This window comes from Microbacterium sp. SL62 (assembly GCF_026672635.1).
Lineage (GTDB): Bacteria > Actinomycetota > Actinomycetes > Actinomycetales > Microbacteriaceae > Microbacterium > Microbacterium testaceum_A.
Window position 1 is genome coordinate 907,935 of the sequence record NZ_JAPPRM010000001.1, and the last position, 23,896, is coordinate 931,830.

Annotated in this window: 25 protein-coding genes; 21 read left to right on the forward strand and 4 right to left on the reverse strand. The window is 69.9% G+C overall.

Annotation, left to right across the window (positions count from 1 at the left end; all coding sequences use genetic code 11):
- From folE to lysS, 10 genes are all read left to right on the forward strand, one after another.
- Complete coding sequence (gene folE, locus OVA26_RS04225) at window positions 1–588, forward strand: GTP cyclohydrolase I (RefSeq protein ID WP_056225954.1); 588 nt, start codon at window positions 1–3, stop codon at window positions 586–588.
- Window positions 585–1,376 (forward strand): dihydropteroate synthase, encoded by a 792-nt coding sequence (gene folP / locus OVA26_RS04230; RefSeq protein ID WP_268103135.1) that lies wholly within the window; start codon window positions 585–587, stop codon window positions 1,374–1,376. The genes folE and folP overlap by 4 nt, the downstream gene beginning before the upstream one ends.
- Entirely contained in the window at window positions 1,376–1,741 is a 366-nt protein-coding gene (gene folB / locus OVA26_RS04235) for a dihydroneopterin aldolase (RefSeq protein ID WP_268103136.1), read from the forward strand. Before folP ends, folB begins: the two co-directional genes overlap by 1 nt.
- Complete coding sequence (gene folK / locus OVA26_RS04240) at window positions 1,738–2,265, forward strand: 2-amino-4-hydroxy-6-hydroxymethyldihydropteridine diphosphokinase (protein ID WP_268103137.1); 528 nt, start codon at window positions 1,738–1,740, stop codon at window positions 2,263–2,265. The genes folB and folK overlap by 4 nt, the downstream gene beginning before the upstream one ends.
- Entirely contained in the window at window positions 2,262–2,747 is a 486-nt protein-coding gene (locus OVA26_RS04245) for a DUF3180 domain-containing protein (protein WP_268103139.1), read from the forward strand. Before folK ends, OVA26_RS04245 begins: the two co-directional genes overlap by 4 nt.
- On the forward strand, window positions 2,701–3,306 hold the full coding sequence (locus tag OVA26_RS04250) for a PH domain-containing protein (RefSeq protein WP_268103140.1): 606 nt from the start codon (window positions 2,701–2,703) through the stop codon (window positions 3,304–3,306). The genes OVA26_RS04245 and OVA26_RS04250 overlap by 47 nt, the downstream gene beginning before the upstream one ends.
- The gene (locus tag OVA26_RS04255) at window positions 3,303–4,889 is read left to right on the forward strand and encodes a PH domain-containing protein (RefSeq protein ID WP_268103141.1); all 1,587 of its coding nucleotides are present in this window, start codon (window positions 3,303–3,305) and stop codon (window positions 4,887–4,889) included. The genes OVA26_RS04250 and OVA26_RS04255 overlap by 4 nt, the downstream gene beginning before the upstream one ends.
- Window positions 4,886–5,608, forward strand: a complete 723-nt coding sequence (locus OVA26_RS04260) for a DUF2520 domain-containing protein (protein ID WP_056225974.1) — start codon at window positions 4,886–4,888, stop codon at window positions 5,606–5,608. The genes OVA26_RS04255 and OVA26_RS04260 overlap by 4 nt, the downstream gene beginning before the upstream one ends.
- Window positions 5,605–6,459 carry a pantoate--beta-alanine ligase gene (panC, locus tag OVA26_RS04265; RefSeq protein WP_268103142.1) on the forward strand — a complete coding sequence of 285 codons (855 nt, stop codon included), beginning with the start codon at window positions 5,605–5,607 and terminating at the stop codon, window positions 6,457–6,459. The genes OVA26_RS04260 and panC overlap by 4 nt, the downstream gene beginning before the upstream one ends.
- 78 nt (window positions 6,460–6,537) lie before the next feature.
- Entirely contained in the window at window positions 6,538–8,058 is a 1,521-nt protein-coding gene (gene lysS, locus OVA26_RS04270; protein WP_268103143.1) for a lysine--tRNA ligase, read from the forward strand.
- On the opposite strand, the gene OVA26_RS04275 is transcribed toward lysS, so the two are convergent.
- On the reverse strand, window positions 8,009–9,172 hold the full coding sequence (locus OVA26_RS04275; protein ID WP_268103144.1) for a DUF4192 family protein: 1,164 nt from the start codon (window positions 9,170–9,172) through the stop codon (window positions 8,009–8,011). The two genes, lysS and OVA26_RS04275, sit on opposite strands and share 50 nt — an antisense overlap.
- Before the next feature lie 133 nt (window positions 9,173–9,305).
- Here OVA26_RS04275 and OVA26_RS04280 point away from each other — a divergent pair, with 133 nt between their 5' ends.
- From OVA26_RS04280 to OVA26_RS04290, 3 genes are all read left to right on the forward strand, one after another.
- Entirely contained in the window at window positions 9,306–9,503 is a 198-nt protein-coding gene (locus OVA26_RS04280; RefSeq protein ID WP_056225986.1) for a hypothetical protein, read from the forward strand.
- A 64-nt stretch (window positions 9,504–9,567) separates the two neighbouring features.
- Window positions 9,568–11,034 carry a cardiolipin synthase gene (gene cls / locus OVA26_RS04285; RefSeq protein WP_268103145.1) on the forward strand — a complete coding sequence of 489 codons (1,467 nt, stop codon included), beginning with the start codon at window positions 9,568–9,570 and terminating at the stop codon, window positions 11,032–11,034.
- A 73-nt stretch (window positions 11,035–11,107) separates the two neighbouring features.
- The gene (locus tag OVA26_RS04290) at window positions 11,108–11,830 is read left to right on the forward strand and encodes a hypothetical protein (protein WP_268103146.1); all 723 of its coding nucleotides are present in this window, start codon (window positions 11,108–11,110) and stop codon (window positions 11,828–11,830) included.
- A gap of 36 nt (window positions 11,831–11,866) precedes the next feature.
- On the opposite strand, the gene OVA26_RS04295 is transcribed toward OVA26_RS04290, so the two are convergent.
- Together OVA26_RS04295 and OVA26_RS04300 are read right to left on the reverse strand one after the other, a co-directional pair.
- A complete protein-coding gene (locus OVA26_RS04295; RefSeq protein ID WP_268103148.1) occupies window positions 11,867–12,100 on the reverse strand; it encodes a helix-turn-helix domain-containing protein in 234 nt (77 codons plus the stop codon).
- A complete protein-coding gene (locus tag OVA26_RS04300) occupies window positions 12,097–12,720 on the reverse strand; it encodes a hypothetical protein (RefSeq protein ID WP_268103150.1) in 624 nt (207 codons plus the stop codon). The genes OVA26_RS04295 and OVA26_RS04300 overlap by 4 nt, the downstream gene beginning before the upstream one ends.
- 190 nt (window positions 12,721–12,910) lie before the next feature.
- On the opposite strand from OVA26_RS04300, the gene OVA26_RS04305 reads away from it, so the two are divergent.
- From OVA26_RS04305 to OVA26_RS04315, 3 genes are all read left to right on the forward strand, one after another.
- The gene (locus OVA26_RS04305; RefSeq protein WP_074695936.1) at window positions 12,911–15,436 is read left to right on the forward strand and encodes an ATP-dependent Clp protease ATP-binding subunit; all 2,526 of its coding nucleotides are present in this window, start codon (window positions 12,911–12,913) and stop codon (window positions 15,434–15,436) included.
- A 188-nt stretch (window positions 15,437–15,624) separates the two neighbouring features.
- Complete coding sequence (locus tag OVA26_RS04310; protein WP_056226007.1) at window positions 15,625–16,134, forward strand: amino-acid N-acetyltransferase; 510 nt, start codon at window positions 15,625–15,627, stop codon at window positions 16,132–16,134.
- Window positions 16,135–16,194: 60 nt separating this feature from the next.
- On the forward strand, window positions 16,195–16,869 hold the full coding sequence (locus OVA26_RS04315) for a hypothetical protein (RefSeq protein ID WP_268103152.1): 675 nt from the start codon (window positions 16,195–16,197) through the stop codon (window positions 16,867–16,869).
- Window positions 16,870–16,920: 51 nt separating this feature from the next.
- Here the strand turns inward: OVA26_RS04315 and OVA26_RS04320 are convergent, their stop codons facing one another.
- Window positions 16,921–18,459, reverse strand: a complete 1,539-nt coding sequence (locus OVA26_RS04320; protein WP_268103154.1) for an amino acid permease — start codon at window positions 18,457–18,459, stop codon at window positions 16,921–16,923.
- Window positions 18,460–18,605: 146 nt separating this feature from the next.
- Between OVA26_RS04320 and OVA26_RS04325 the strand changes: the two genes are divergently transcribed.
- The 5 genes from OVA26_RS04325 (at window position 18,606) to OVA26_RS04345 (ending at window position 23,744) form a co-directional block, all read left to right on the forward strand.
- On the forward strand, window positions 18,606–19,961 hold the full coding sequence (locus tag OVA26_RS04325) for a glutamine synthetase family protein (protein ID WP_268103155.1): 1,356 nt from the start codon (window positions 18,606–18,608) through the stop codon (window positions 19,959–19,961).
- Window positions 19,942–20,733, forward strand: a complete 792-nt coding sequence (locus tag OVA26_RS04330) for a gamma-glutamyl-gamma-aminobutyrate hydrolase family protein (RefSeq protein ID WP_268103156.1) — start codon at window positions 19,942–19,944, stop codon at window positions 20,731–20,733. Before OVA26_RS04325 ends, OVA26_RS04330 begins: the two co-directional genes overlap by 20 nt.
- The gene (locus OVA26_RS04335; RefSeq protein WP_268103157.1) at window positions 20,730–22,085 is read left to right on the forward strand and encodes an aldehyde dehydrogenase family protein; all 1,356 of its coding nucleotides are present in this window, start codon (window positions 20,730–20,732) and stop codon (window positions 22,083–22,085) included. The genes OVA26_RS04330 and OVA26_RS04335 overlap by 4 nt, the downstream gene beginning before the upstream one ends.
- A gap of 137 nt (window positions 22,086–22,222) precedes the next feature.
- A complete protein-coding gene (locus OVA26_RS04340) occupies window positions 22,223–23,002 on the forward strand; it encodes a 3-oxoacyl-ACP reductase (RefSeq protein ID WP_268103158.1) in 780 nt (259 codons plus the stop codon).
- A gap of 25 nt (window positions 23,003–23,027) precedes the next feature.
- Window positions 23,028–23,744, forward strand: a complete 717-nt coding sequence (locus OVA26_RS04345; protein WP_056226024.1) for a FadR/GntR family transcriptional regulator — start codon at window positions 23,028–23,030, stop codon at window positions 23,742–23,744.
- Window positions 23,745–23,896 lie beyond the last annotated feature (152 nt).

Consider the following 23,896-nt stretch of genomic DNA (forward strand, 5'->3'; position numbering starts at 1 on the left):
GTGGCCGTCGATCGTGAACGCGTCGCCGTCCTGGTGCGCGAGCTCCTGGAGGCGATCGGGGAAGACCCCGATCGCCCCGGGCTCCGCCAGACCCCGACGCGCGTGGCAGACTCCTGGGCCGAGTTCTTCGGCGGAGTGAATCAGGATGCCGGCGCCCCGCTGCAGCACACCATCTCGGTGTCGCGTGGCCCGGCGCCGGACACCCTCCCCTCGGGTGCCGTGATGCTGCGCGACATCGCGTTCCGGTCGATGTGCGAGCATCACCTGCTGCCCTTCCGCGGCCGGGCGCACGTGGCGTACCTCCCGGGTGAGGAGGTCGTCGGACTCGGCGCCCTGCCGCGGGTGATCGACATCCTCGCCGCCCGCCCGCAGGTGCAGGAGCGTCTCGGCGAACAGGTGGCCGACACCATCGCCTCGGCCCTGGACGCGCGGGGCGTTCTCGTCGTCCTCGACGCCGTGCACGAATGCGTGACCATGCGCGGGGGCCGACAGCCCGACGCCTCGACCGTGACGATCGCCGCCCGCGGCGTCTACGGCGACCCGGTCGCTCGTGCCGAGCTCGTGGCCCTGATCGGAGCGCGCGCGTGACCCTCATCATGGGGATCGTCAACGTCACCCCCGATTCGTTCAGCGACGGCGGCCGGTACCTCGATCCGGACGTCGCACTGGCCCACGCTCGCCACCTCCGCGCCCAGGGGGCGGAGATCCTCGACGTCGGCGGCGAGTCCACCCGGCCCGGGGCCCAGCGTGTAGCGCCCCGCGTCGAGCAGCAGCGCGTGCTGCCGGTCGTCGAGGCCCTGGCATCCGAAGGCTCCTTCGTGAGCATCGACACCATGAACGCCGCCACGGCGGTCGCCGCCGTCCGCGTGGGCGCACGGCTCGTGAACGACGTCTCCGGTGGGCTGGCCGACCCCGACATGCTCGCCGCCGTCGCCGAGACCGATGCCGACATCGCCCTCGGGCACTGGCGCGGTCCGTCGACGGAGATGTACGCCCGCGCCGACTACGTCGACGTGGGGCGCGAGGTGTCCGCCGAGCTTGCTGAAAGGGTCGAGTCCGCCCTCTCCGCGGGCATCGATCGGTCGCGCCTCGTCGTCGACCCGGGCATCGGGTTCGGCAAGCGCGGAGCGCAGAACTGGCAGACGTTGAGCGCGCTCCCCGAGATCTCGGCACTCGGACTGCGGGTGCTCGTGGGCACGAGCCGCAAGAGGTTCCTCGCGGAGGCGATCGGCGAAGACGCCGATCTGGCTCGCCGCGACCTGGCGACGGCCGTCACGAGCGCCCTGTCCGCCCGCGCAGGCGCGTGGGCCGTGCGCGTGCACGACGTACCGTCCACCCGCGACGCACTCGCCGTCGCCCGCGCTTGGGAGACCTGATGGATGCCGACACGATCACTCTGACGGGGGTGCGTGCCGTGGGTCACCACGGGGTCTACCCCGACGAGAAGCGCGACGGGCAGGAATTCGTGGTCGACGCGACCCTCTCGCTCTCACTGCGGCGCGCGGCCGAGACCGACGACGTGGTCGACACCGTGCACTACGGCGAACTCGCCGAGCGCCTCGTGCGGATCGTCGAAGGCGAGGCGGTCGACCTGCTCGAGACCCTCGCGCAGCGACTGGCCGACGCCGTGCTCGCCGACCGCCGCGTGGACGCGGTGACGATCACCGTGCACAAGCCGCAGGCTCCCATCCCCGTTCCCTTCGGCGATGTCGCCGTGACCATCTCGAGGTCGCGCCCATGAACGTGCGGCTGGCGCACGGGATGGACGCTGCTCCGCGCCCCACGCCCGTCCACGCGGTCGTGGCCCTGGGAGCCAACCTCGGCGAGCGTTTCGAGACCCTCGCCGCCGCGGTCGACGAACTGCGGCGGCTCCCGCTCACCAGCGGGGTCCGGGTGTCCGCTCCGATCGAGACGGTGGCCGTGACGCTTCAGGGTGAGGACGAGGAAGCGCCGCGCTATCTGAACGCCGTCGCTGTTCTCGAGACGCGCCTGGCGCCGGGGGAGCTGCTCGCCTCGCTCCACCGCATCGAAGCTCGACACGGGCGCGTGCGCCGGGAACGGTGGGGTGACCGCACCCTCGATCTCGACCTGATCGCGTACGGCGACGAGCGCATCGATCGCGACGACCTCGTCGTCCCGCACCCCCGCGCGCACGAGCGGGAGTTCGTCCTGGCGCCGTGGCTCGACGTGGATCCGGATGCCGTGATCCCCGAGGTGGGCCGTGTGGCCGACCTGCTCGTCGCGCTGCGGGGAGGACTCTCGTGAGGCGCACGGGCGCGGGCATCCTGACGATCGCCGTCGTCGCGGGCCTGGTGATCGGGTTCCTCCTGGACACCGTCCTCACCGCGATGGGCCGACCGACCTTCGCCCCCGCGGCGAGTCTGCCGACGATCCTCGCTCTGCTGGGGGTCGTGGTGGTGGCACTCGCCATCCCGATCCACCGGGCGACGCGCGGGCGGAGCCCGCGACGGATCGATCCGTTCCGTGCTGTGCGCATCGCGATGCTGGCGAGAGCGTCGTCGATCCTCGGGGCCGCTGCGGCGGGATTCGCGGGCGGACTGCTCGCCTTCCTGTTGAGCCGGCCGGTGGTGCCCTCGGTAGGCTCGATGGGATCGATCATCGCGACGGTGGTCTGCGCGGTCATCCTCGTCGTCGCGGGACTCGTGGCCGAGCAGCTCTGCACCCTCCGGAAGGACGACGATGACGACGCCCCAGGGAACACCCCCGCAGGACCCGTCGGAATCTGAGGCCCGCAGCGTCGACGACGCCGACCGGACGGTGCTCGACGACACCACCTACGACCGCATCCTCGAACCGCGCTCGTCCCGCCGGCTCCCCCTCGGCGACGGCACCTGGCATCAGCTCGCCCGCGCGTACGTCCGCGTGCAGCTGATCTCGCAGGGGGCGGTCTTCGTGCTCGTGCTCGCGGCCGCCGTGATCGCCCAGATCATCACGGGCGTGCAGTGGCAGTGGATTCCGGCCGGGATCATCCTGCTGATCACCGCCGTCGGCCTCTTCATCACCCCGCGGCAAGCGCGGTCCTTCGGGTATCAGTTGCGTCGCGATGACCTCGTGTTCCGCCGGGGCATCCTGTGGCAGCGGGTCGTGGCGGTTCCCTACGGCCGCATGCAGCTCGTGGACATCACGCACGGCCCCCTCGACCGGGGCTTCGGCATCGCCCAGCTCAAGCTCGTGACCGCCGCGGCATCCACCGGAGTGACCATCCCCGGATTGACGCAGGAGGCGGCCGAACACCTGCGCGACACGCTCGTGGCCGTCGCCGAGACCCGTCGGACAGGGCTGTGACCGACCCGCACGCGGCGGGACCGCCCCTCGACCCGCAGCCCCGGCCGCAGCAAGCGGTCGTCCGTTCGCCCTACAGCGACGGCGAGTGGCATCGCCTGCACCCCCTGACACCGCTCCTGCGCGGCGGACTGACCCTCCTCGTGATCATCGGCGTGATCGTCGCGAATCTGCGGGAGCGTCTCGTCGAGTGGATCTTCCCGGTCTTCACCGAGATCCCCCCGGGGGAGCTCCCGCCCGACCCGGTCGACTTCCTCCTCGCGAACAACCTGATCCTCGTGGCAGGGGGAGCGACCCTGGTCGTCCTCATCGTGCTGCTGGTCCTCTTCCGTCTGTCGTGGCGTTTCCACACCCTGCGCATCAGCGATGACGACGTCGAGGTGCGTTCGGGCGTGCTGTTCCGCACTCATCGTCGTGCTCCCCTCGACCGGGTCCAGGGCGTCAACCTGACTCGTCCGATGATCGCCCGCCTGCTGGGGCTCGCGAAGCTCGAGGTGGTCGGAGCGGGACTGGATGCCAACGTCAAACTCGAGTACTTGTCGGGGAAGGACGCCGAGGCCATCCGCGGCGACATCCTCCGTCTCGCCTCGGGCCGGCGTCTCGCCGAGGGGCGGATCGAACCGGGCGCCCGCGCCTCGCTCGCCCGGCAGGCGGCCGAGGCCGTGGGGTCGGGGCTGCAGGGCATCGTCGACGGGGAGGACTTCTCCGACGCCGAGCCGGAGAGCATCGTGCGCATCCCGATCGGTCGGCTCGTGGCATCCCGTGTCCTGAGCGGATCGAGCCTCGTCCTCGTCGCCCTGGTCGTGGGGATCGTCGTCGCAGCGTCGCTGTCGACACTGTGGCTGCTGTTCACCGTGGTCCCGATGTTCCTCGCCTTCGGTGCGTACTACGTGCGCTCGATCGCCCAGGGACTGCGGTACTCGATCGCCCCGACGGCCGACGGGGTGCGCGTGACCTTCGGCTTGTTCACGACGGTGTCGGAGGTGGTGCCGCCGGGTCGCGTGCACGCGATCGAGGTGCGCCAGCCCCTGATGTGGCGTCCGTTCGGATGGTGGACCGTCTCGGTGAACCGACTTTCGGGGCGGTCGTCCACCGACACGAGTAACGATCAGTTGGCGGCGGTGCTGCCGATCGGGACACGAGCCGATGTCGAGCGCGTCCTGCGGATCCTCGTCCCCGACCTGTCGAGCGACGAATGGACACTCGTGTTCCGCGACGGCATCCTGGGTCCGGTGGAGAACGACCCCTACGTGACGACCCCGAAGAGCGCCCGGTGGCTTCGCCCGCTGTCGTGGCGGCGGAATGGCGCGCTTCTGACCTCGGACGCCCTGCTTTTGCGCCGCGGGTGGGTGTGGCGGTCCTTGAGCGTGGTTCCGCTCGCCCGCTTGCAGTCGATCGGCCTGCATCAGGGCCCGTTGGCACGCGCCACGGGGACGGCGACCCTGGTGGCCCACGTGATCGCGGGCACCGTCCAGACCTCGATCGGCGTCCTCGGCCGCGACGACGCCCTCGGGCTGTTCGAGCGGACCGCGCGAGCCGGCGTCGATGCGGCGGCGATCGACCGCACGCACCGGTGGGCCGGATGAGCGCCGGTCGCGACGGGCGCCTCGGCGTCGGGGTGATCGGCGCGGGACGTGTCGGCCCGGTCGTCGCGGCGGCGCTCGCCGGTGCGGGCCACGCCCTGACCGGGATCACCTCCGGCTCGGACGACGATCGCGTGGAGGCGATCCTGCCGGGCCTGCCGGTCCTGACGGCCGACGAGGTCGCTCGACGCAGCGAGCTCGTGGTCGTCGCGGTTCCGCACGACCAGCTCCCGGGTCTCGTCTCGGGCCTCGCCGAGGTCGGAGCGTGGCAGCCCGGCCAGCTGGTGCTGCACACCGACGCCGCGTACGGATCGCGCGTCCTGGATCCCGCCGCGAGGAGCGGCGCCATCCCGCTCGCCATCCACCCCGCCATGGCCTTCACGGGGGTGTCGTCGATCGACCTGCGCCAATTGGCCCAGTCGTATGCCGCCGTGACCGCACCGGCCCCTGTCCTCCCCATCGCCCAGGCTCTCGCGGTCGAGCTGGGGTGCGAGCCCCTCGTGGTCGCCGAGGACGACCGGGCGACGTACGCCGAAGCCATCGCGACGGCCACGGAGTTCTCTCGCTCGATCGTCCGGCAGTCATCGGCGCTGCTCGAGCGCATCGGTATCGACAACCCCGGCGCATACCTCTCGGCTCTCGTGCGTTCGAGTGTCGACCAGGCGCTCGTCGAGGGCGGGCGCCGTGACGACCTCGACGGCACCGCTACGATCGACGGATGATCCGCTCCCTCGAGGATCTGCGCACCCGACTCGGCGAGATCCGAGGCGCAGATCGATCGGACACCGGCCCGCGCGTCGCCCTCGTGTCCACCCTCGGTGCCCTGCACGACGGCCACGTCGACCTCATCCGCGAGGCGCGCGAACGCGCGGACGTCGTGGTGGTGTCGACCTTCGTCAACCCGCTGCGCTTCCGCTCCGCCGACGACACCGCGGCCTATCCCCGGTCGCCCGAGTCCGACGCGCGCGTGCTCGGTGAGCTGGGCGTCGACGTCGTCTTCGCGCCGTCGGCGGCGGAGTTCCTCCCGGCGGGAACGGCGACGACCCGCGTCTCGGCAGGCGATGTGGGTCTCCGCTACGAGGGGCGTGTGCGCCCCTTCTACTTCGACGGGGTGCTGACCGTCGAGGCGAAGCTCTTCCACCTCGTTCGACCCGACGTGGCCGTCTACGGAGAGCGCGATCGGCAGCGCATCTTCCTCGTGCGCCGCATGGTGCGAGACCTCGACTTCGGCATCGACGTCGCGACGGTTCCGACCGTGCGCACCGACGACGGGCTGCCCGTGTCGAGCCGCGTCGCGCTGCTCGACGATGCCGATCGCCGCGCCGCCGCAGCCCTTCCGCGAGCCCTCGAGGCGGCGGCATCGAACGCCGATCTGGGGGTCGACGCCTGCATCGCCGCCGCGCAGTCGGCGTTGATGGGCGAGCAGCGCATCACGCTGGAGTACCTGAGCGTGGTCGATCCCGAGACGTTCCTGCCCGTCGACGACGGGCACCGCGGGCGCGCGTTCGCGCTCATCGCCGCCACGGTCGGCGGTCATCGCTTCATCGACAACGCCGAGATCTCGCTGCGCTGAGGACCCTCGGGCGGTCGGTGACTCCGGGGCGGCCGAGGACGACGAATAGACTGGGGGAGACCCCGAGGAGCCTTCCTGATGACCGACGCGCCCGCGAACGACGCCGCCGAACCGACCGAAGACGAGGTCTTCGAACAGAAGGCGGTGCGCCTGGCCAAGCGCGAGCGTCTGCTCGCGGAACGCCCCGACGCCGCCGGCGGTCCCTACCCGGTGGCCGTGCCCATCACGACGACGATCCCCGAGCTGCGTGCGCGCTTCGGTGATCTCCAGGCCGGGGCCGAGACCGGTGAGACGGCCGGGGTCGCCGGGCGCGTGGTGTTCAGCCGCAACACCGGCAAGCTCTGCTTCGCGTCGCTGCAGTCCGGCGACGGAAGCCGCATCCAGGCCATGGTCTCGCTCGCGAGCGTCGGAGAGGAGTCGCTCCAGGCGTGGAAGGAGCTCGTCGACCTGGGCGACCACGTCTTCGTCTCGGGTGAGGTCATCTCGAGCCGCCGCGGCGAGCTGTCGATCATGGTCGCCGAGTGGACCATCGCGGCGAAGGCCGTCCTGCCCCTCCCCAACCTCCACACCGAGCTCAGCGAAGAGAGCCGCGTCCGCAGCCGCTTCCTCGACCTCATCGTGCGCGATCGCGCGCGCGAGACCGTGCTGGCCCGCGCGAAGGTCAACGCGAGCCTGCGCCGCACCTTCACCGAGCGCGACTTCGTCGAGGTCGAGACGCCGATGCTGCAGGTGCAGCACGGCGGCGCGAGCGCCCGCCCCTTCACCACGCACTCGAACGCCTTCGACACCGAGCTCTTCCTGCGCATCGCGCCCGAGCTGTACCTGAAGCGCGCCGTGGTCGGTGGTATCGACCGGGTCTACGAGATCAACCGCAACTTCCGCAACGAGGGCGCCGACACCACCCACAGCCCCGAGTTCGCGATGCTCGAGGCCTACCAGGCCTACACCGACTACAACGGCATCGCCGACCTCACGCAGACCCTCATCCAGGACGCCGCCGTCGCGGTGGCCGGGTCGACCACGGTCACGTGGGCCGACGGCACCGAGTACGACCTCGGCGGCGAGTGGGACCGCATCTCGATGTACGACTCTCTGTCCGCCGCCTGCGGCCGGTCCATCACCCCCGACACCTCGGTCGAGGACCTCCGCGCGCTCGGAGCAGAAGAGGGAGTCGACGCCCCGCCCCAGGAGACCCACGGCAAGTGGGTCGAGGAGCTGTGGGAGCACTTCGTGAAGGGCGGTCTCACCCGCCCCACCTTCGTCATGGACTTCCCCGTCGACACCAGCCCGCTCGTGCGCGAGCACCGCTCGATCCCGGGCGTCGTCGAGAAGTGGGATCTCTACGTGCGCGGATTCGAGCTCGCCACGGGCTACTCCGAGCTGGTCGACCCCGTGATCCAGCGTCACCGCTTCACCGAGCAGGCGAAGCTCGCCGCGCGCGGAGACGTCGAGGCCATGCCGATCGACGAGGAGTTCCTGCGCGCGCTCGAGCACGGGATGCCGCCCACCGGTGGCATGGGGATGGGAATCGACCGTCTGCTCATGGCCATCACGGGCCTGGGTATTCGCGAGACGATCCTGTTCCCGCTCGTGAAGTAGACCGCTCGAAAACCCACTCCGGGAGGCGCCCGGCGTCGATGACGTCGAGCATGAGGGCGCTGAGCCCGTGGTCAGGGTCGATCTCGAGAGCCGTCTCGGCGTACAGGACGGCGTGAGAGGAGCGACCGGTCGCCCACGCGAGCCACGCGCACGCCGACAGCGGGCCAGAGCGACGCTCCCGGGGGAGGACGGACGCAACTCGGCGGCACAGTTCGAGCGCTCGTCGAAGGCGGTCGGGGTCGGGCAGGGCGCCTTCTCCCCACATCGGCCGGGCGAGGTCGTCGGGGAACGGCTTGCCGCGGTGGAAGGCGGTCTGCGCCTGCAGAACCGCATCACCCGTGGCAAGATCCGCCACCCACTGCATCAACGCGACATCGCGCAGCGACGGTCGGGAGAGGCAGAAGGCCAGGGCGGCGAGCTGCGCGGGGTCGAGTTCTTCGGGCGGCGTGGCCAGGGCGTCCTCGATCAGGACCGGCGGATCCGCGAGCGCCACGGTGGCCGGATCTCCGGTCGCCGCACGCTTCAGCAGGGGGAGCTTACGGCGTTCCTGCGGGCCTCCGAGCACACGCTCGATCGCGCGGAGGTCGGTCATCACCCGCCGAGAGACGGCGGCGTCGAGCGGCGGCAGCTCGGCGGCGGCGAACTGGTCGTCGACGACCGGGCCGGTCGGCTCCGCGAGCGTGTGCGCCGCGATGTCGCTCAACGGGTGCGGCATCGACGACGAGGGGGACACGTAGCTGTCCCATCCGTCCGAACCGACGACGAGGGCGTCGACGACGCGGAGGCCGCAGATCTCCGCTCGCCCCATCGCCGCATCGACGAGCGCGCGGTGGGGCGCCGCCGGAAGGTCGGCGAGGACCTCGTCGGCATAGACGACGATCGCCACGGCATCGGTCCGGGCGACCTTGCAGGCCATACCGATCACGGTCGAGGCGACGCTCTCGTTCGCGGAGGCGTCGTCGGCGGCCGGGAGGTCGACGCGCATGGCGCCGAGGGAACGCGACTCGGCGAACGGGACGAGCACGAGACTCTCGCGCGGGGTGCATTCGAGCAGGTGCGGGACGAGAGCGAGGAACGCGGAGGACGAGGTGGCGGAGACGACGGTGGGTGTCATGCCTCGAGAGTGGCCGGGCGGGCGGGGCTCGCGCCGGGCGGGATAGCTCGACGGTGGATGAATCCCCATATCCACTGCCCGTGGAGGAGCCTGCGCGAACCGCGCGCCCAGGCAGCGCGGGTATTCTCGGAGCATGGACGAAACCTGGACCGCGATGCTGTGGGCGATCCTGCCGACCCTCGTGGTGTCCGTGGTGTTCTTCTTCATCCTCCGCAACGTCATCCGGATGGACCGGACCGAGCGCAAGGCCTACGCCCGTATCGAGGCCGAGGAGCGCGCCAAGCGCGGCCTCCCGCCGGTCGTCCGCACCGGCGACGGTCCCGCGAACTGACGATCGCACGGCCTCTGTCGGAGGCCGTCGCTACGCTGGGTCCACAACCCGCCCAGGAGGACCCGTGATCAACGCCACGTTCGACGCGAGCTGGCTCGTCATCACGCTCTTCATCGTCGACCTGGTCGTGCGCATCGCCGCGATCATCATCGTTCCGCGAAACCGTCGCCCGACCGCGGCGATGGCGTGGTTGCTCGCGATCTACTTCATCCCCTTCGTCGGGGTCTTCCTGTTCCTGCTCATCGGCAATCCGCGCCTGCCCCGCAAGCGCCGGCGCAAGCAGGCCGCGATCAACGAGTACATCCACGACACGAGCGCCTCGCTCGAGTTCGGCACACTCCGGCCCAACGCTCCGCAGTGGTTCCGCGCCCTCGTGCAGCTCAACCGCAACCTCGGTGCCATGCCGATCGCGGGAGACAACGCCGCGACCCTCATCGCCGATTACCAGCAGAGCCTGGATGCCATGGCCGAGGCGATCCGTCGGGCTCAGCGCTACATCCACGTCGAGTTCTACATCCTGCAGTCCGACGACTCGACGGACAACTTCTTCCGCGCCCTCGAAGAGGCCGCGCAGCGCGGCGTCGTGGTCCGTGTGCTCCTCGACCACTGGGCGAACCGCGGAAAGCCCTTCTACAAGCAGACGCTGCGCCGGCTCGACGCGATGGGGGCGCACTGGCACCTCATGCTCCCCGTGCAGCCGCTGCGAGGGCGTTACCAGCGACCCGATCTTCGCAACCACCGCAAGCTGCTCGTGATCGACGGCGACGTGGCGTACATGGGATCGCAGAACGTCACCGACTCGTCGTACAACCTCCGCAAGAACATCCGCCGCGGCCTGCACTGGGTCGATCTGATGGTGCGCGTCGAGGGCCCGGTCGTCGCGAGCATCAACGCCGTCTTCCTGTCGGACTGGTACAGCGAGACCGACGAGACACTGCGCGACGAGATCGATCTGTTCAGCGTCACGTCGGGTCCGGGAGACCTCGACTGCCAGGTGGTGCCCTCCGGCCCCGGCTTCGATTTCCAGAACAACCTCAAGCTCTTCCTCGGCCTGCTCTTCGCGGCCAAAGAGCGCATCATCATCGTCAGCCCCTACTTCGTGCCCGATGAGGCTCTGCTGCTCGCGATCACCACCGCCTGCCAGCGTGGTGTGCACGTCGAGCTCTTCGTCTCGGAAGAGGGCGACCAGGCGATGGTCTACCACGCGCAGCGGAGCTATTACGAGGCTCTCCTGCACGCGGGCGTCACGATCTGGATGTACCGCAAGCCGTACATCCTGCACAGCAAGAGCGTCACGATCGACGACGAGGTCGCGGTCATCGGTTCGAGCAACATGGACATGCGCTCCTTCGGTCTGAACCTCGAGGTGTCGCTCTTGGTCCGCGGCGAAGAGTTCGTCCGCGACATGCGCGAAGTCGAGGGCGCGTACCGCACCCTGAGCCGCCAGCTCACGATCGAGGAGTGGCGTCGGCAGCCCCTGCGCTCGACGATCCTCGACAACCTGGCGCGCCTCACCTCCGCGTTGCAGTGACGCGCCGCGGCCCTCGCCGCCGGCATCCAGGTATCTCCGACATCATGGGCTCAACTCGCCCCCGGAGGTCCGCATGTCACGTCACCGTCTCGCCGTCATCGGAATGATCGGCGCGTCCCTCATCGCCGCTGGAGCCCTCACCGGCTGCGCCACCGGTGCCCCGGCTCCTGAGGGGATGGCTCCGACTCCGGATGCCACCGCCTCCGCGCCCGCGAGCGAGCTCGGCGCCGCGTGGGTCGGCGGTGGCCGTGCCATCGCCCTGGTCACCACCGGTAGCTCTTCGTGCCCGCCGGTGCTGAGCGGCGAGCCGACCGTCAGCGGATCCACGGTGACGGTCGACCTCGCCGAGTCGCCACGGCAGGACTGCACGCGCGACCTGGCTCCGCGCGCGACGCTCATGAACGTGCCCGCGGGCGTCGACCCGAGTGCGGGCCTCGCCCTCACGGTGACGGGTGTCGCCCAGGGCAAGGTGATGCTCGCCGGGCTGGGCTCCGTTCCCGCCGCCCCCGCGGAATTCGCCCCGTCGGCGGGCTGGGTGAACGACTCCCTGGTCGCCATCGTCACGTACGGGAGCTCGACCTGCGTGCCCTCGGTCGAGGCGGTCACCGCGGCCGGCCCGAACATCGAGATCCAGTTCGCGACGCCGCCGTCCGACCAGGTCTGCACGATGGACCTCGCGCCCCGCGTCACTCTCGCCGACATCGGTCGAGAGGCCGGGTCGGGCGCGGTGTCGCTCGTCCTCACCGGCGGGAACGTCGACGCCGGCGACCCCATCCCCGTGCTCGGCTCCCGCTGACGGCCGCGCCCCCGCTCGTGGGCGGGGCGAACGTGTTCAGCGCTGGGCGACGAGAAGCTCGCCGACCTCGCACTCGAGCACGCGGCAGATCGCGGACAGCGTCGAATAGCGGATCGCCCGGGCACGGTCGTTCTTCAGCACCGACAGATTCACCACCGAGACTCCGACGAGTTCGCTGAGGCGGGTCAGCGTCATGCCGCGCGCTTCCAGAAGCTCGTCGAGACGACAGTGGATGCCGGTGGGCCCGTCATCCGTCGCCGCCGGGGTCATACGAGACCCTCGGTGTCGCGCTGCAGGCGGTCACCGACCGCGAAGGCGGTCCCGGCGAGAGCCGCGACGAAGGCGACACCGACAAGGGAGGGCAGGTCGATCAGCTGTACATCTCCGCGGTCGTAGGTGCGCTCGGACAGCCAGGCGATCGCTCCGTTCGCCACCATGTTCTGGAAGAACGGCACTCCGGCGATCCCGACCAGGGCCGCGATTCCTGCGGCCGATACCAGGGCGGTGTTGCGACGGCTGAAGATGCGCCCGCGCAGGATGTCGGCGGTGAGGAGGAGGAGCAGGGTCACGACGGTGATCACGACCGCAGCGAAGAGGCCCTCCGCGATGAACAGCGACCACAGCGAGGCCGGCGGAAGGGAAGGGGCGGTCACCACGCCTCCGGTGAGCTCGATCGCGACGGGTGCACCGTTGGGACCGAGTGGCGCCTCGGCGGGTGAATCGAGGAAGGGAACCGCGACGCGGACGTCGCGGTTCGGCGCGGCGGCGATGATGTTCGCGATGCTGCGGACGACCGCCCAGATCGCGATGGCGGCGCCGGCGACGATGAAGAACCAGAGGGAGGCAGTGTCGCCGCGGGAGAGGACGCGGGGAGGTCGGGGGGAAGCCATGATCGCTCCTTATCGATGATCGTTGTTATCGGTTGTCGATAAGGTAACGACTATCGATGTGTTCCGCAAGGTCGAGCGCGCAGGCGGTATGCCCACGGCGAACACGGGGCTCTGGCATCCGGCCGCTGGTTACTCTCGATGTACGGCGCGCGGAGGCGTGCCTGTCAGCCCATTTTTGGAGGGACTGAGGATGTTCGAAAGATTCACCGATCGTGCTCGTCGTGTGGTGGTGCTCGCCCAAGAAGAGGCGAAGATGCTGAACCACAACTACATCGGCACCGAGCACATCCTTCTGGGCCTCATCCACGAGGGTGAGGGCGTGGCTGCCAAGGCGCTGGAGTCGCTGGGCATCTCGCTCGATGCCGTCCGCGAGCAGGTGCAGGACATCATCGGCCAGGGGCAGCAGCAGCCGACCGGCCACATCCCCTTCACGCCGCGTGCGAAGAAGGTCCTCGAGCTGTCTCTGCGCGAGGCGCTGCAGCTCGGCCACAACTACATCGGCACCGAGCACATCCTGCTCGGCCTCATCCGCGAGGGTGAGGGCGTTGCCGCCCAGGTGCTCGTCAAGCTCGGCGCCGACCTCAACAAGGTCCGCCAGCAGGTCATCCAGTTGCTCTCGGGCTACCAGGGCAAGGAGCCCGCGGGCGTCGCCTCGGGTGCCGGTGAGCAGACCCAGGGCGCTGCCCAGGGTGGATCGGCCGTGCTCGACCAGTTCGGGCGCAACCTCACGCAGGCCGCGCGAGACAACAAGCTCGACCCCGTCATCGGGCGCGAGAAAGAGATCGAGCGCGTGATGCAGATCCTCTCGCGCCGCTCGAAGAACAACCCCGTCCTCATCGGCGAGCCCGGCGTCGGCAAGACCGCTGTCGTCGAGGGCCTCGCCCAGGCCATCGTCAAGGGCGATGTGCCCGAGACGCTGAAGGACAAGCAGGTCTACTCGCTCGACCTCGGTTCGCTCATCGCCGGATCCCGCTACCGCGGTGACTTCGAAGAGCGTCTGAAGAAGGTCACGAAAGAGATCCGCACGCGCGGCGACATCATCGTCTTCATCGACGAGATCCACACCCTCGTGGGTGCGGGTGCCGCCGAGGGGGCGATCGACGCCGCGTCGATCCTCAAGCCCCTCCTCGCCCGCGGTGAGCTCCAGACCATCGGTGCCACCACGCTCGACGAGTACCGCAAGCACTTCGAGAAGGACGCCGCTCTCGAGCGCCGCTTCCAGCCGATCCAGGTGGCCGAGCCGAGCCTCCCCCACGCGATCAACATCCTGAAGGGCCTGCGCGACCGCTACGAGGCTCACCACAAGGTGCAGATCACCGACGGTGCGATCGTGGCCGCGGCGAACCTCGCCGACCGCTACATCAGCGACCGCTTCCTGCCCGACAAGGCCATCGACCTGATCGACGAGGCCGGCGCCCGCCTGCGCCTGTCGATCCTGTCGTCGCCGCCGGAGCTGCGCGAGTTCGACGAGAAGATCGCCAAGGTCCGCGAGCAGAAGGAGCAGGCCTCCGAAGAGCAGGACTTCGAGAAGGCCGCCGCCCTGCGCGACGAAGAGAAGTCGCTCCTCGCCGAGCGTCTGCGCCTCGAAAAGCAGTGGCGCTCGGGCGACGTCGCCTCCCACGCGGTGGTCGACGAGGGTCTGATCGCCGAGGTGCTCGCCCAGGCGACCGGCATCCCGGTGTTCAAGCTCACCGAGGAGGAGTCCAGCCGCCTCATGTTCATGGAGAAGGCCCTGCACCAGCGGGTCATCGGCCAAGAAGAGGCGATCGCGGCCCTCTCGCGCACGATCCGTCGTCAGCGCGCGGGCCTCAAGGACCCCAAGCGCCCCTCGGGCTCGTTCATCTTCGCCGGCCCCACGGGCGTCGGAAAGACCGAGCTCGCCAAAGCGCTCGCCGAGTTCCTCTTCGACGACGAGGGCGCGCTGATCTCGCTCGACATGTCGGAGTTCGGTGAGAAGCACACCGTCTCGCGTCTGTTCGGTGCCCCTCCCGGGTTCGTCGGGTTCGAAGAGGGCGGCCAGCTCACCGAGAAGGTGCGCCGCAAGCCGTTCTCGGTCGTGCTCTTCGACGAGATCGAGAAGGCCCACCCCGACATCTTCAACTCGCTGCTGCAGATCCTCGAAGAGGGTCGCCTGACCGACGGTCAGGGCCGCGTCATCGACTTCAAGAACACGGTCATCATCATGACGACCAACCTCGGTTCGTCGGCGATCGCCGGTGGTCCTGTCGGCTTCCAGGTCGAGGGCAGCGCCCAGACCTCGTACGAGCGGATGAAGGGCAAGGTCGACGAAGAGCTGAAGCGTCACTTCAAGCCCGAGTTCCTCAACCGCGTCGACGACGTCATCGTCTTCCCGCAGCTGAACAAGGACGAGCTCCGTCAGATCGTCGGCCTGTTCGTGAAGCGTCTGGCCGACCGCCTGCTGGATCGCGACATGACCGTCGAACTGTCGGACGACGCGAAGGACAAGCTCATCGAGATCGGGTTCGACCCGACGCTCGGAGCGCGCCCCCTGCGCCGCGCCATGCAGCGCGAGGTCGAGGACCGTCTCAGCGAGAAGATCCTGCACGGCGAGCTCGAGTCGGGCGACCACGTCAAGGTCGGCGTCGAGAACGGCCAGTTCTCGTTCGAGACCAGCCCCCGTGGCGAGAAGGTCGCGATCGGTGTCGGAACGGCCGGCGAGATCGCCGCCACCCCCGACACGCTCGCGGGCAACTGATCGCATAGCGAACGAAGGGCCCGGATGCCACGGCATCCGGGCCCTTCGTGCGTCCGGGTGGAGCCCGAGACGCCGAGATGACCGGGCGTTGCCGAACGGACCCGGAATTCGCCGTGATGCGGGGTGATCTCGGCAACGGGCAGTGATCTCGGCGGAGGTTCACGGTGGCTCCGGCGTACGCTGGGACGATGACCTCATCCGCGCCGTTCGTCGTCCGCCCCGCCGGAACCGCCGACGTCCGCCGCATCCACGAATTGCTCGAGCCGTACGTGCAGAAGCGCATCCTGCTCGGCAAAGACCTGGTCGTGCTGTACGGATCGGTGCAGCAGTTCGTCGTCGCCGAGGCCGATGGCGTGGTCATCGGGTGCGGGGCCCTGCACGTCATGTGGGAAGACCTGGGCGAGATCCGCACCCTGATCGTCCACGATGACTGGCTGCACCACGGCGTCGGACGGGCCATCGTCGAGACCCTCGAGGAGCGCGCGCGGGAGGTCGGGGTCTCGCGCCTGTTCTGCCTGACCTTCGAAGTGGACTTCTTCACGCGCCGGGGCTTCTCCGAGATCGGTGAGCAGGTCGTCGATCCCGACGTGTACTCCCAGCTCGTGCGCAGCCCCGATGAGGGCGTCGCCGAGTTCCTCGATCTCGCGCACGTGAAGCCGAACACGCTGGGCAACACCCGGATGCTGAAGCAGCTGTGAGCCCGCGCTCCTGAGCGTGCCGTGGCGCGAGCGCACAGCCGCGCCGCCTACCCTGGATGTATGACCGATGCCCCCCGTAGGCGGAGGCAGTCCCCGGCGGTCTACCGTCGTCGTCGTCTCGCCGCAGGGCTTCTGGCCCTGCTGGTGATCGGCCTCGTCGTGTGGCTCGTGGCGGCTCCTCCGTGGCGTGCTGCCCCCACCGCCGAGGCGCCCCCCGCTCCCGCTGCGAGCACTCCGCCCGCCGCTGCGTCAGCGTCCGCGCCGGCGGCATCCGAGACCCCCTCCGCCGCGCCGTCCGCGTCGCCGACGGCGACCGCTCCCGCCGGGCCCGTCGAGTGCACGGCGTCCGACATCACCGTGGCGGCGCTGTCGGACAAGAGCGAGTACGGGCAGGGTGAGAATCCGCAGCTGTCGATCAAGCTCACCAACACCAGCGCGAACCCGTGCACGATGAACGTCGGCACGAGCGCGCAGTCGTTCACCGTGACGAGCGGCTCCGACGTGTGGTGGCGATCGACGGACTGCCAGGCCGAGCCGAGCGACATGGAGGTGACGCTGGCCGCCGGCCAGGTCGTCACGAGCTCCGCGCCGCTCACCTGGGACCGTACGCGTTCCTCGGTGAACTCCTGCGGCGGGGAGCGGCCCTACGCCCCCGGCGGGGGAGCGACCTATCACCTGAGCGTCTCGATCGGCGGCATCCCGTCGTCGGGGACGGCGTCGTTCATCCTGCGCTGAGCATCACGAGGGGCGGATGCCGGTCGCACCCGCCCCTCGTCGTTCCCGGACTCAGGAGCCGGGCTTCGTGCCGAACACCTCGCCCTCCATGGCGTCGTAGCCCTCCTGCTGCGGGTCGCCGTGCAGCCCGCCGGACAGGGCGTACTCCTCTTCGGGCGAGAGGACGAGGCGGTGACGACCGTAGACGGCGAAGGCCACGAAGATCACCGCGTAAACCACGATGATCGCGACGATCGCGAGCAGGTAGGCGGGGTTCAGCAGCAGACCGAAGAACACCACGGCGGCGATGATGGCGGCCGAATACGCCCCGAACAGCCCCCACGGGCTCTTGTACGGTCGGACCGCGTTCGGGAACTTCCGGCGGAGCACGATGAACGACACCATCTGCAGGAAGTACGCCAGTACCGCGCCCCACACGGCGATGTTGAGCACGATCGCTCCGGCCGGGCTCGCGTCGCCGCCCGCGGCCTGCACCACCACGAGGGCGACGAAGCCGAGCACCGCGCCGAAGACGAGGGCGACCCACGGGGTCTTGCGCGTGCCGGTGAGCGAGAGCCAGCGGGGGTAGTACCCGGCGCGCGAGAGCGAGTACATGTTGCGGCCGTAGGCGAACATGATGCCCATCAGCGAGGCCAGGAGTCCGACGAGGGCGAGGAGCGACAGGAGGGCCGCGGCCTGGTCGCCGACCATCGCGCGGAAACCGTCGAGGAGGGGCTCGAGCGAGCTGCCGGTGGCGTCGGCGCCGAGCACTCCGGTGTTGAGGAACAGCACGATGAGACCCGTGACGATGAGCGTGCCGCGGGCCCAGAGCCCCGCGCGGGGGATGTCGCGGGCGGGATCGTGCGACTCCTCGGCGGCGAGCGGGAGCTCTTCGATGCCGAGGAAGAACCACATCGCGAAGGGGAGTGCCAGCAGGATCGATCCCACACCGAAGGGGAGGAACTCGGTGTTGCCGTCGGTGGGGGCGATGTTCCACAGCGAGCCCCAGTCGAAGGCTCCCGTCATGAGCGACATCGCGCCGAAGACCGCGATGATGCCGATCGAGATGATCGAGACCACGATGGCGAAGCCGAAGGAGATGTTCGCGCCCGCGGCGTTGAGAGCGATGAACAGCGCGTAGAGGATGATCCACCAGACGAAAGCGGGCAGGCTCACCCCCGTCAGCAGCTCGAGGGCCGAGTCGGCGTACTGGCCCGAGAAGTAGACCACCACTGCGGTGGTGGCGACGTACTCGATCGTCTCGGCGAGGCCGGTCGCGAGGCCGCCCCACGGCCCCATGGCCGATCGTGCGAAGGAGTAGGCGCCGCCGGTGTGCGGCATGGCGGCCGCCATCTCGCCGATCGAGAAGGTGAGCCCGTAGTACATCACCACGAGGATGACGAAGGCGATGAGCATGCCGCCGAAGCCGGCGAAGCCGATGCCGAAGTTCCAGCCCGAGAAGTCGCCCGAGATGACCGCGGCGACGGCGAGGCCCCACAGGCCCCAGACGCCGGCGGAGCGTTTCAGGGTGCGTTTCTCGAAGTACGAGGCATCGGTGGCCGTATAGGTGGCTCCGGCGACCTTTTTACGGGAGTTGCTCGAGGTGGACATGGGACCTCCAGACGGATGCGGACAGGCTTCGGGGTCGCCTTGCGGGAAATCATGGCCTTCTATTGGTCGACCTGTCTACCTTTGCCGTGTAAGTTCCTCGTTACGTCCTCCGCACGCGAGGGCGTCGACACCGCGAGAGGGAGACCATGGCGGGCAATCTCAGCAGCGAAGAATTGGATGCCGCGATCGAGGCGGGCGAGATCGACACCGTCGTCGTGGCCTTCCCCGACGCCCAGGGTCGACTCGTCGGCAAGCGCGTGGCCGCGCGATTCTGGCGCGACGAGGTCCGAGGCCACGGCGCGGAGGCCTGCAACTACCTGCTCTCGGTCGACGTCGACCTCAACACCGTCGACGGGTACGCCATGTCGAGCTGGGAGAAGGGCTACGGCGACATGCTGCTCGTCCCCGACCTCGACACGCTCCGCCGTATCCCCTGGCAGCCCGGTACGGCTCTCGTCTTCGCCGACCTCGCGTGGGAGGACCGCGCGCACGTCAGCCAGTCGCCCCGCGGCATCCTGAACGCCCAGCGTGCCCGCCTGGCGGAGCGCGGCCTCACTGCCTACGCCGGGACGGAGCTCGAGTTCATCGTCTTCGACGACTCGTTCCGCGACGCCTGGGCGAAGGGATACACGCACCTGACCCCCTCGACCGACTACAACGTCGACTACAACCTGCTCGCCACCACCCGACTCGAGCCGCTGCTGCGCGACATCCGTCTCGGCATGGACGGAGCGGGCATGTACTGCGAGGGCGTGAAGGGCGAGTGCAACTTCGGCCAGCAAGAGATCGCCTTCCGCTACGCCGAGGCTCTCGAGACCGCGGACAATCACACCCTGTACAAGAACGGCGCCAAAGAGATCGCCGACCGGCACGGCAAGTCACTGACGTTCATGGCGAAGTTCAACGAGCGCGAGGGCAACAGCTGCCACATCCACCTCTCTGTTCGCGGCGACGGCGGCGCGGCGGTCATGGCGGGTGACGGCGAGCACGGGTTCAGCCCGCTCATGGGGCACTGGATCGCCGGCATCCTGTCGACTCTGCGCGAGTTCACGCTGCTCTACGCCCCCACGATCAACTCGTACAAGCGCTACGCGAAGGGCTCGTTCGCCCCGACGGGGGTGGCGTGGGGCGTCGACAACCGCACCTGCGCGCTGCGCGTGGTCGGTCACGGTTCGTCACTGCGCGTCGAGAACCGCGTGCCCGGGGGAGACGTGAACCCCTACCTCGCGATCTCGGCCATCATCGCGGGCGGCCTGCACGGCATCGAGAACGAGCTCGAGCTGCCGGCGCCCCTCACCGGCAACGCCTACGCGGCCGGGGTCGACACTCTGCCGACGACGCTGCGCGAGGCCGCGCGCCTCTTCTCGGAGTCGACGGTCGCTCGCGCCGCCTTCGGCGACGAGGTCGTCGAGCACTACCTCAACCAGGCGCGCATCGAGGTCGAGGCCTACGACGCCGCCGTGACCGATTGGGAGCGGGTGCGTGGTTTCGAGCGCCTCTGATCCGAGCAGGACCCCCGTGGTGGGACTCACCACCTATCTCGAGCGTGCGAAGCAGGGGGTGTGGGACGTGCGCGCCTCGTTCCTTCCGCAGCAGTATTTCGACGCCGTGACCGCCTCGGGAGCAACGGCGGTGCTGCTGCCCCCGCAGCCGCGGCCCGAGCAGGCCGCGGCCGCGGTGCTCGACGGCATCGACGGGCTCATCCTCACCGGCGGCCTCGACGTGCAGCCCGAGCTCTACGGCGCCGAGCGCCACCCGTTGACCGACCCCGCCCGCGCCGACCGCGACGCGTGGGAGATCGCGTTGCTCGCGGGGGCGCGGGAGCGCGGCATCCCGGTCTTCGGCATCTGTCGCGGCCTGCAGCTGATCAACGTCGCGATGGGCGGCACGCTGCACCAGCATCTGCCCGAGGCGCTCGGCACCGAGCGCTATCGCATCGGCGGCGGCGTCTTCGCCGAGAACGTCGTCGAGGTGGATGCCGGAACCCGGCTCGCCGGCCTCGTCGGCGCCGGGGCGCTCCGCGTCCACAGCTACCACCACCAGGGCGTCGACCGGGTCGCCGACGGCCTCCACGTCACCGCGTGCACCGACGACGGGCTCGTGCAGGCCGTCGAAATGGACGGCGACGACTACCTGGTCGCCGTGCAGTGGCATCCGGAAGAGAACGCCGAGGACCGGCGGCTCTTCCTCGGACTCGTCGCCGCGGCGGCGCGATACCGGGCGTCCCGGACCGGCGTCCCCGAATCCCCCGAGCACCACGGAGTTCCCGCATGAGCACCTTCACCGTCATCGACCCCTCGACCGGATCGCCGATCACGACCCTCGAGCGCGCCGAGATCGACCACGTGGACGCGGCGGTAGCGAGCGCCGTCCGCGCGCAGCGCGCGTGGGCCGCCCTCGCCCCGGTCGCCCGCGCCGACGCGCTCCGCGCGTTCGCGCGCGTCGTCGAGGCGCACGTCGACGAGCTCGCCGCGCTCGAGGTGAAGAACTCCGGGCACCCGATCGGCTCCGCCCGGTGGGAGGCCCAGCACGTCGCCCAGGTGCTCAACTATTACGCCGGTTCGCCCGAGCGCCTGATCGGGTCGCAGATCCCGGTCGCGGGCGGGCTGGATGTGACCTACCACGAGCCCTACGGCGTCGTCGGCATCATCGTGCCGTGGAACTTCCCCATGACGATCGCCGCGTGGGGCTTCGCCCCGGCGCTCGCCGCGGGCAACGCCGTCGTGCTGAAGCCCGCCGAGCTCACCCCGCTGACGGCGATCCGCCTCGGCGAGCTCGCGCTCGAGGCCGGACTCCCGGAGGGACTGTTCACCGTCGTCGTCGGCTCGGGATCGGTCGTGGGTCAGCGCTTCGTCTCGCACCCCGATGTGCACAAGGTCGTCTTCACCGGGTCGACCGAGGTCGGCACCGAGGTGGCGGCCGGGTGCGCGCGCCTGCTCAAGCCCGTGACCCTCGAGCTCGGCGGTAAGAGCGCCAACATCGTCTTCGCCGACGCCGACCTCGAGAAGGCCGCCGCGGGCGTCCCCGGCTCGGTGTTCGACAACGCCGGTCAGGACTGCTGCGCGCGCAGCCGCCTCCTCGTGGAGCGCCGCGTCTTCGACCGCTTCCTCGAGATGCTCGAACCGGCGGTCGCGGCGTGGAAGGTCGGCGACCCGACGAACGAGGACACCCAGATGGGGCCCCTGATCTCGGCATCCCACCGCTCCACCGTCCAGGGATTCCTCGACGGGGCGGACGTGGCCTTCCGCGGGTCGGCACCCGAGGGCGACGGATTCTGGTTCGCCCCCGCCGTCGTGCTCGCCCAGCCGGGCGACCGCATCGCCCGCGATGAGGTGTTCGGTCCCGTGCTGGCGGTCATGCCGTTCGACGACGAAGCGGATGCCATCCGCCTCGCCAACGACACCGCCTACGGCCTCGCGGGCTCGATCTGGACCGAGAACCTCGGGCGCGGCATCCGGGTCTCGCGCGGAGTGCGCAGCGGGGTGCTGTCGGTGAACTCGCACTCGTCGGTGCGGTACTCCACCCCGTTCGGCGGCATGAAGGCCTCGGGTCTCGGTCGCGAACTGGGTCCGGATGCCGCCGAGCACTTCACCGAGACGAAGAACGTCTTCTACGCCACCGAGTGACCGCGCCTCTCCCGACTGCCCACCGCCCTACCCCCTCGTCCCACTTATGACGGTCCTTGTCCCACTTGTGGCTCCCCGAGAGGCTCTGAAGCAGCCATAAGTGGGACGAGGTTCGGCTCGAAAGGAACCACCGCACCATGACCATCGACCTCACCCAGCGTCTGCGCGACCGCGTCGCCATCGTCACCGGAGGAGCCAGCGGCATCGGCCTGGCCACCGCCCGACGCTTCGCCGCCGAGGGCGCGCGCGTCGTGATCGCCGACCTCGACGAGACCACCGGCACCGCCGCTGCGGAAGCGGTGGGCGGTGTCTTCCGTCAGGTGAACGTCGCCGACGAGGACTCCGTGAACGCCCTCTTCGACGGCGTGGCCGCCGACCTCGGCAGCGTTGAAATCGCCTTCAACAACGCCGGCATCTCGCCCGCCGACGACGACTCGATCGAGACCACCGAGCTCCCCGCGTGGGACAAGGTGCAGGACGTCAACCTGAAGAGCGTCTACCTCTGCTCGCGCGCGGCGCTGCGCCACATGGTGCCGGCCGGTCGCGGGTCGATCATCAACACCGCCTCGTTCGTCGCGCTGCTCGGCTCGGCGACCTCGCAGATCTCGTACACCGCGTCGAAGGGCGGCGTGCTCGCGATGACCCGCGAGCTCGGCGTGCAGTTCGCGCGACAGGGCATCCGCGTCAACGCGCTGTGCCCCGGACCCGTCAACACTCCGCTCCTGCAGGAACTCTTCGCGAAAGACCCCGAGCGCGCGCAGCGCCGCCTCGTCCACGTGCCGATGGGCCGTTTCGCGGAGCCGGAAGAGATGGCCGCGGCCGTAGCCTTCTTGGCATCCGACGATGCGTCCTTCATCACCGCGACGGCCTTCGTGGTCGACGGGGGTATCACCAACGCGTACGTCACGCCCCTGTGAACCGGTGACGTGACAGGCTGAGAGGGTGACAGACGCGCCGCTCGACGACCTGCGCCGGGCCGTGTACCGTCCCGTGCGCACCGGCAACGCGCTCGAAGACACCACCGCGCGCATCGTGCAGACCGTCCGGCTCGGGCTCGTCGCCCCGGGGGAGTCGCTCCCCGCGGAACGCGAACTCGCCGCCCTGTACGGCGTGAGCCGCGACACCGTCCGCGAGGCTCTGCGGGAACTGTCGGATGCCGGGTGGCTCGAGACGCGGCGCGGTCGCTACGGTGGCACCTTCGTCGTCGACCCCGTGCCGCGGCCGTCGGAACCGGCGGTCGTCTCGCCCGCCGAACTCTCGGACGTCATCGCCCTGCGCGGCGTCCTCGAACCCGGAGCGGCGTGGGCTGCGGCGGGACGCTCCCTGTCGGCCGAGGAGCGCGACGTGCTCTGGGCGCGGCACGAAGCGGCCGCGCTCGCCGAGGGGGAGGACTACCGCCGACTCGACACCCTGCTGCACCTCACGATCGCGGAGTTCGCCGGCATCCCCTCACTTGTTCCGCTCGTGGCCGACAACCGCGCGCGGGTGAACGCCTGGCTCGACACCTTTCCGCTGCTGCCGCGCAACATCGAACACTCGACCTCGCAGCACGCGGCGATCGTGTCGGCGATCCTCGCCGGGAGGCCGGATGCCGCGCATGCCGCGATGCGCGACCACCTCGCCGGATCCGAGGCGTTGCTGCGGGGGTTCCTGGCGTAGGGGTTTGTAGCGCGCGGGTCGCGGCGTTGCGCGAGGAGCGGTTCGGGGCGGGTATTGCGCGGAGCTGTGGCTCGTGGGGCGCGGGCTGCGTTTGGGGCGGGTTCTGCACGTCGGGGCGGGAATTATCCGCCCCGAACGACGGAATGCGCCCC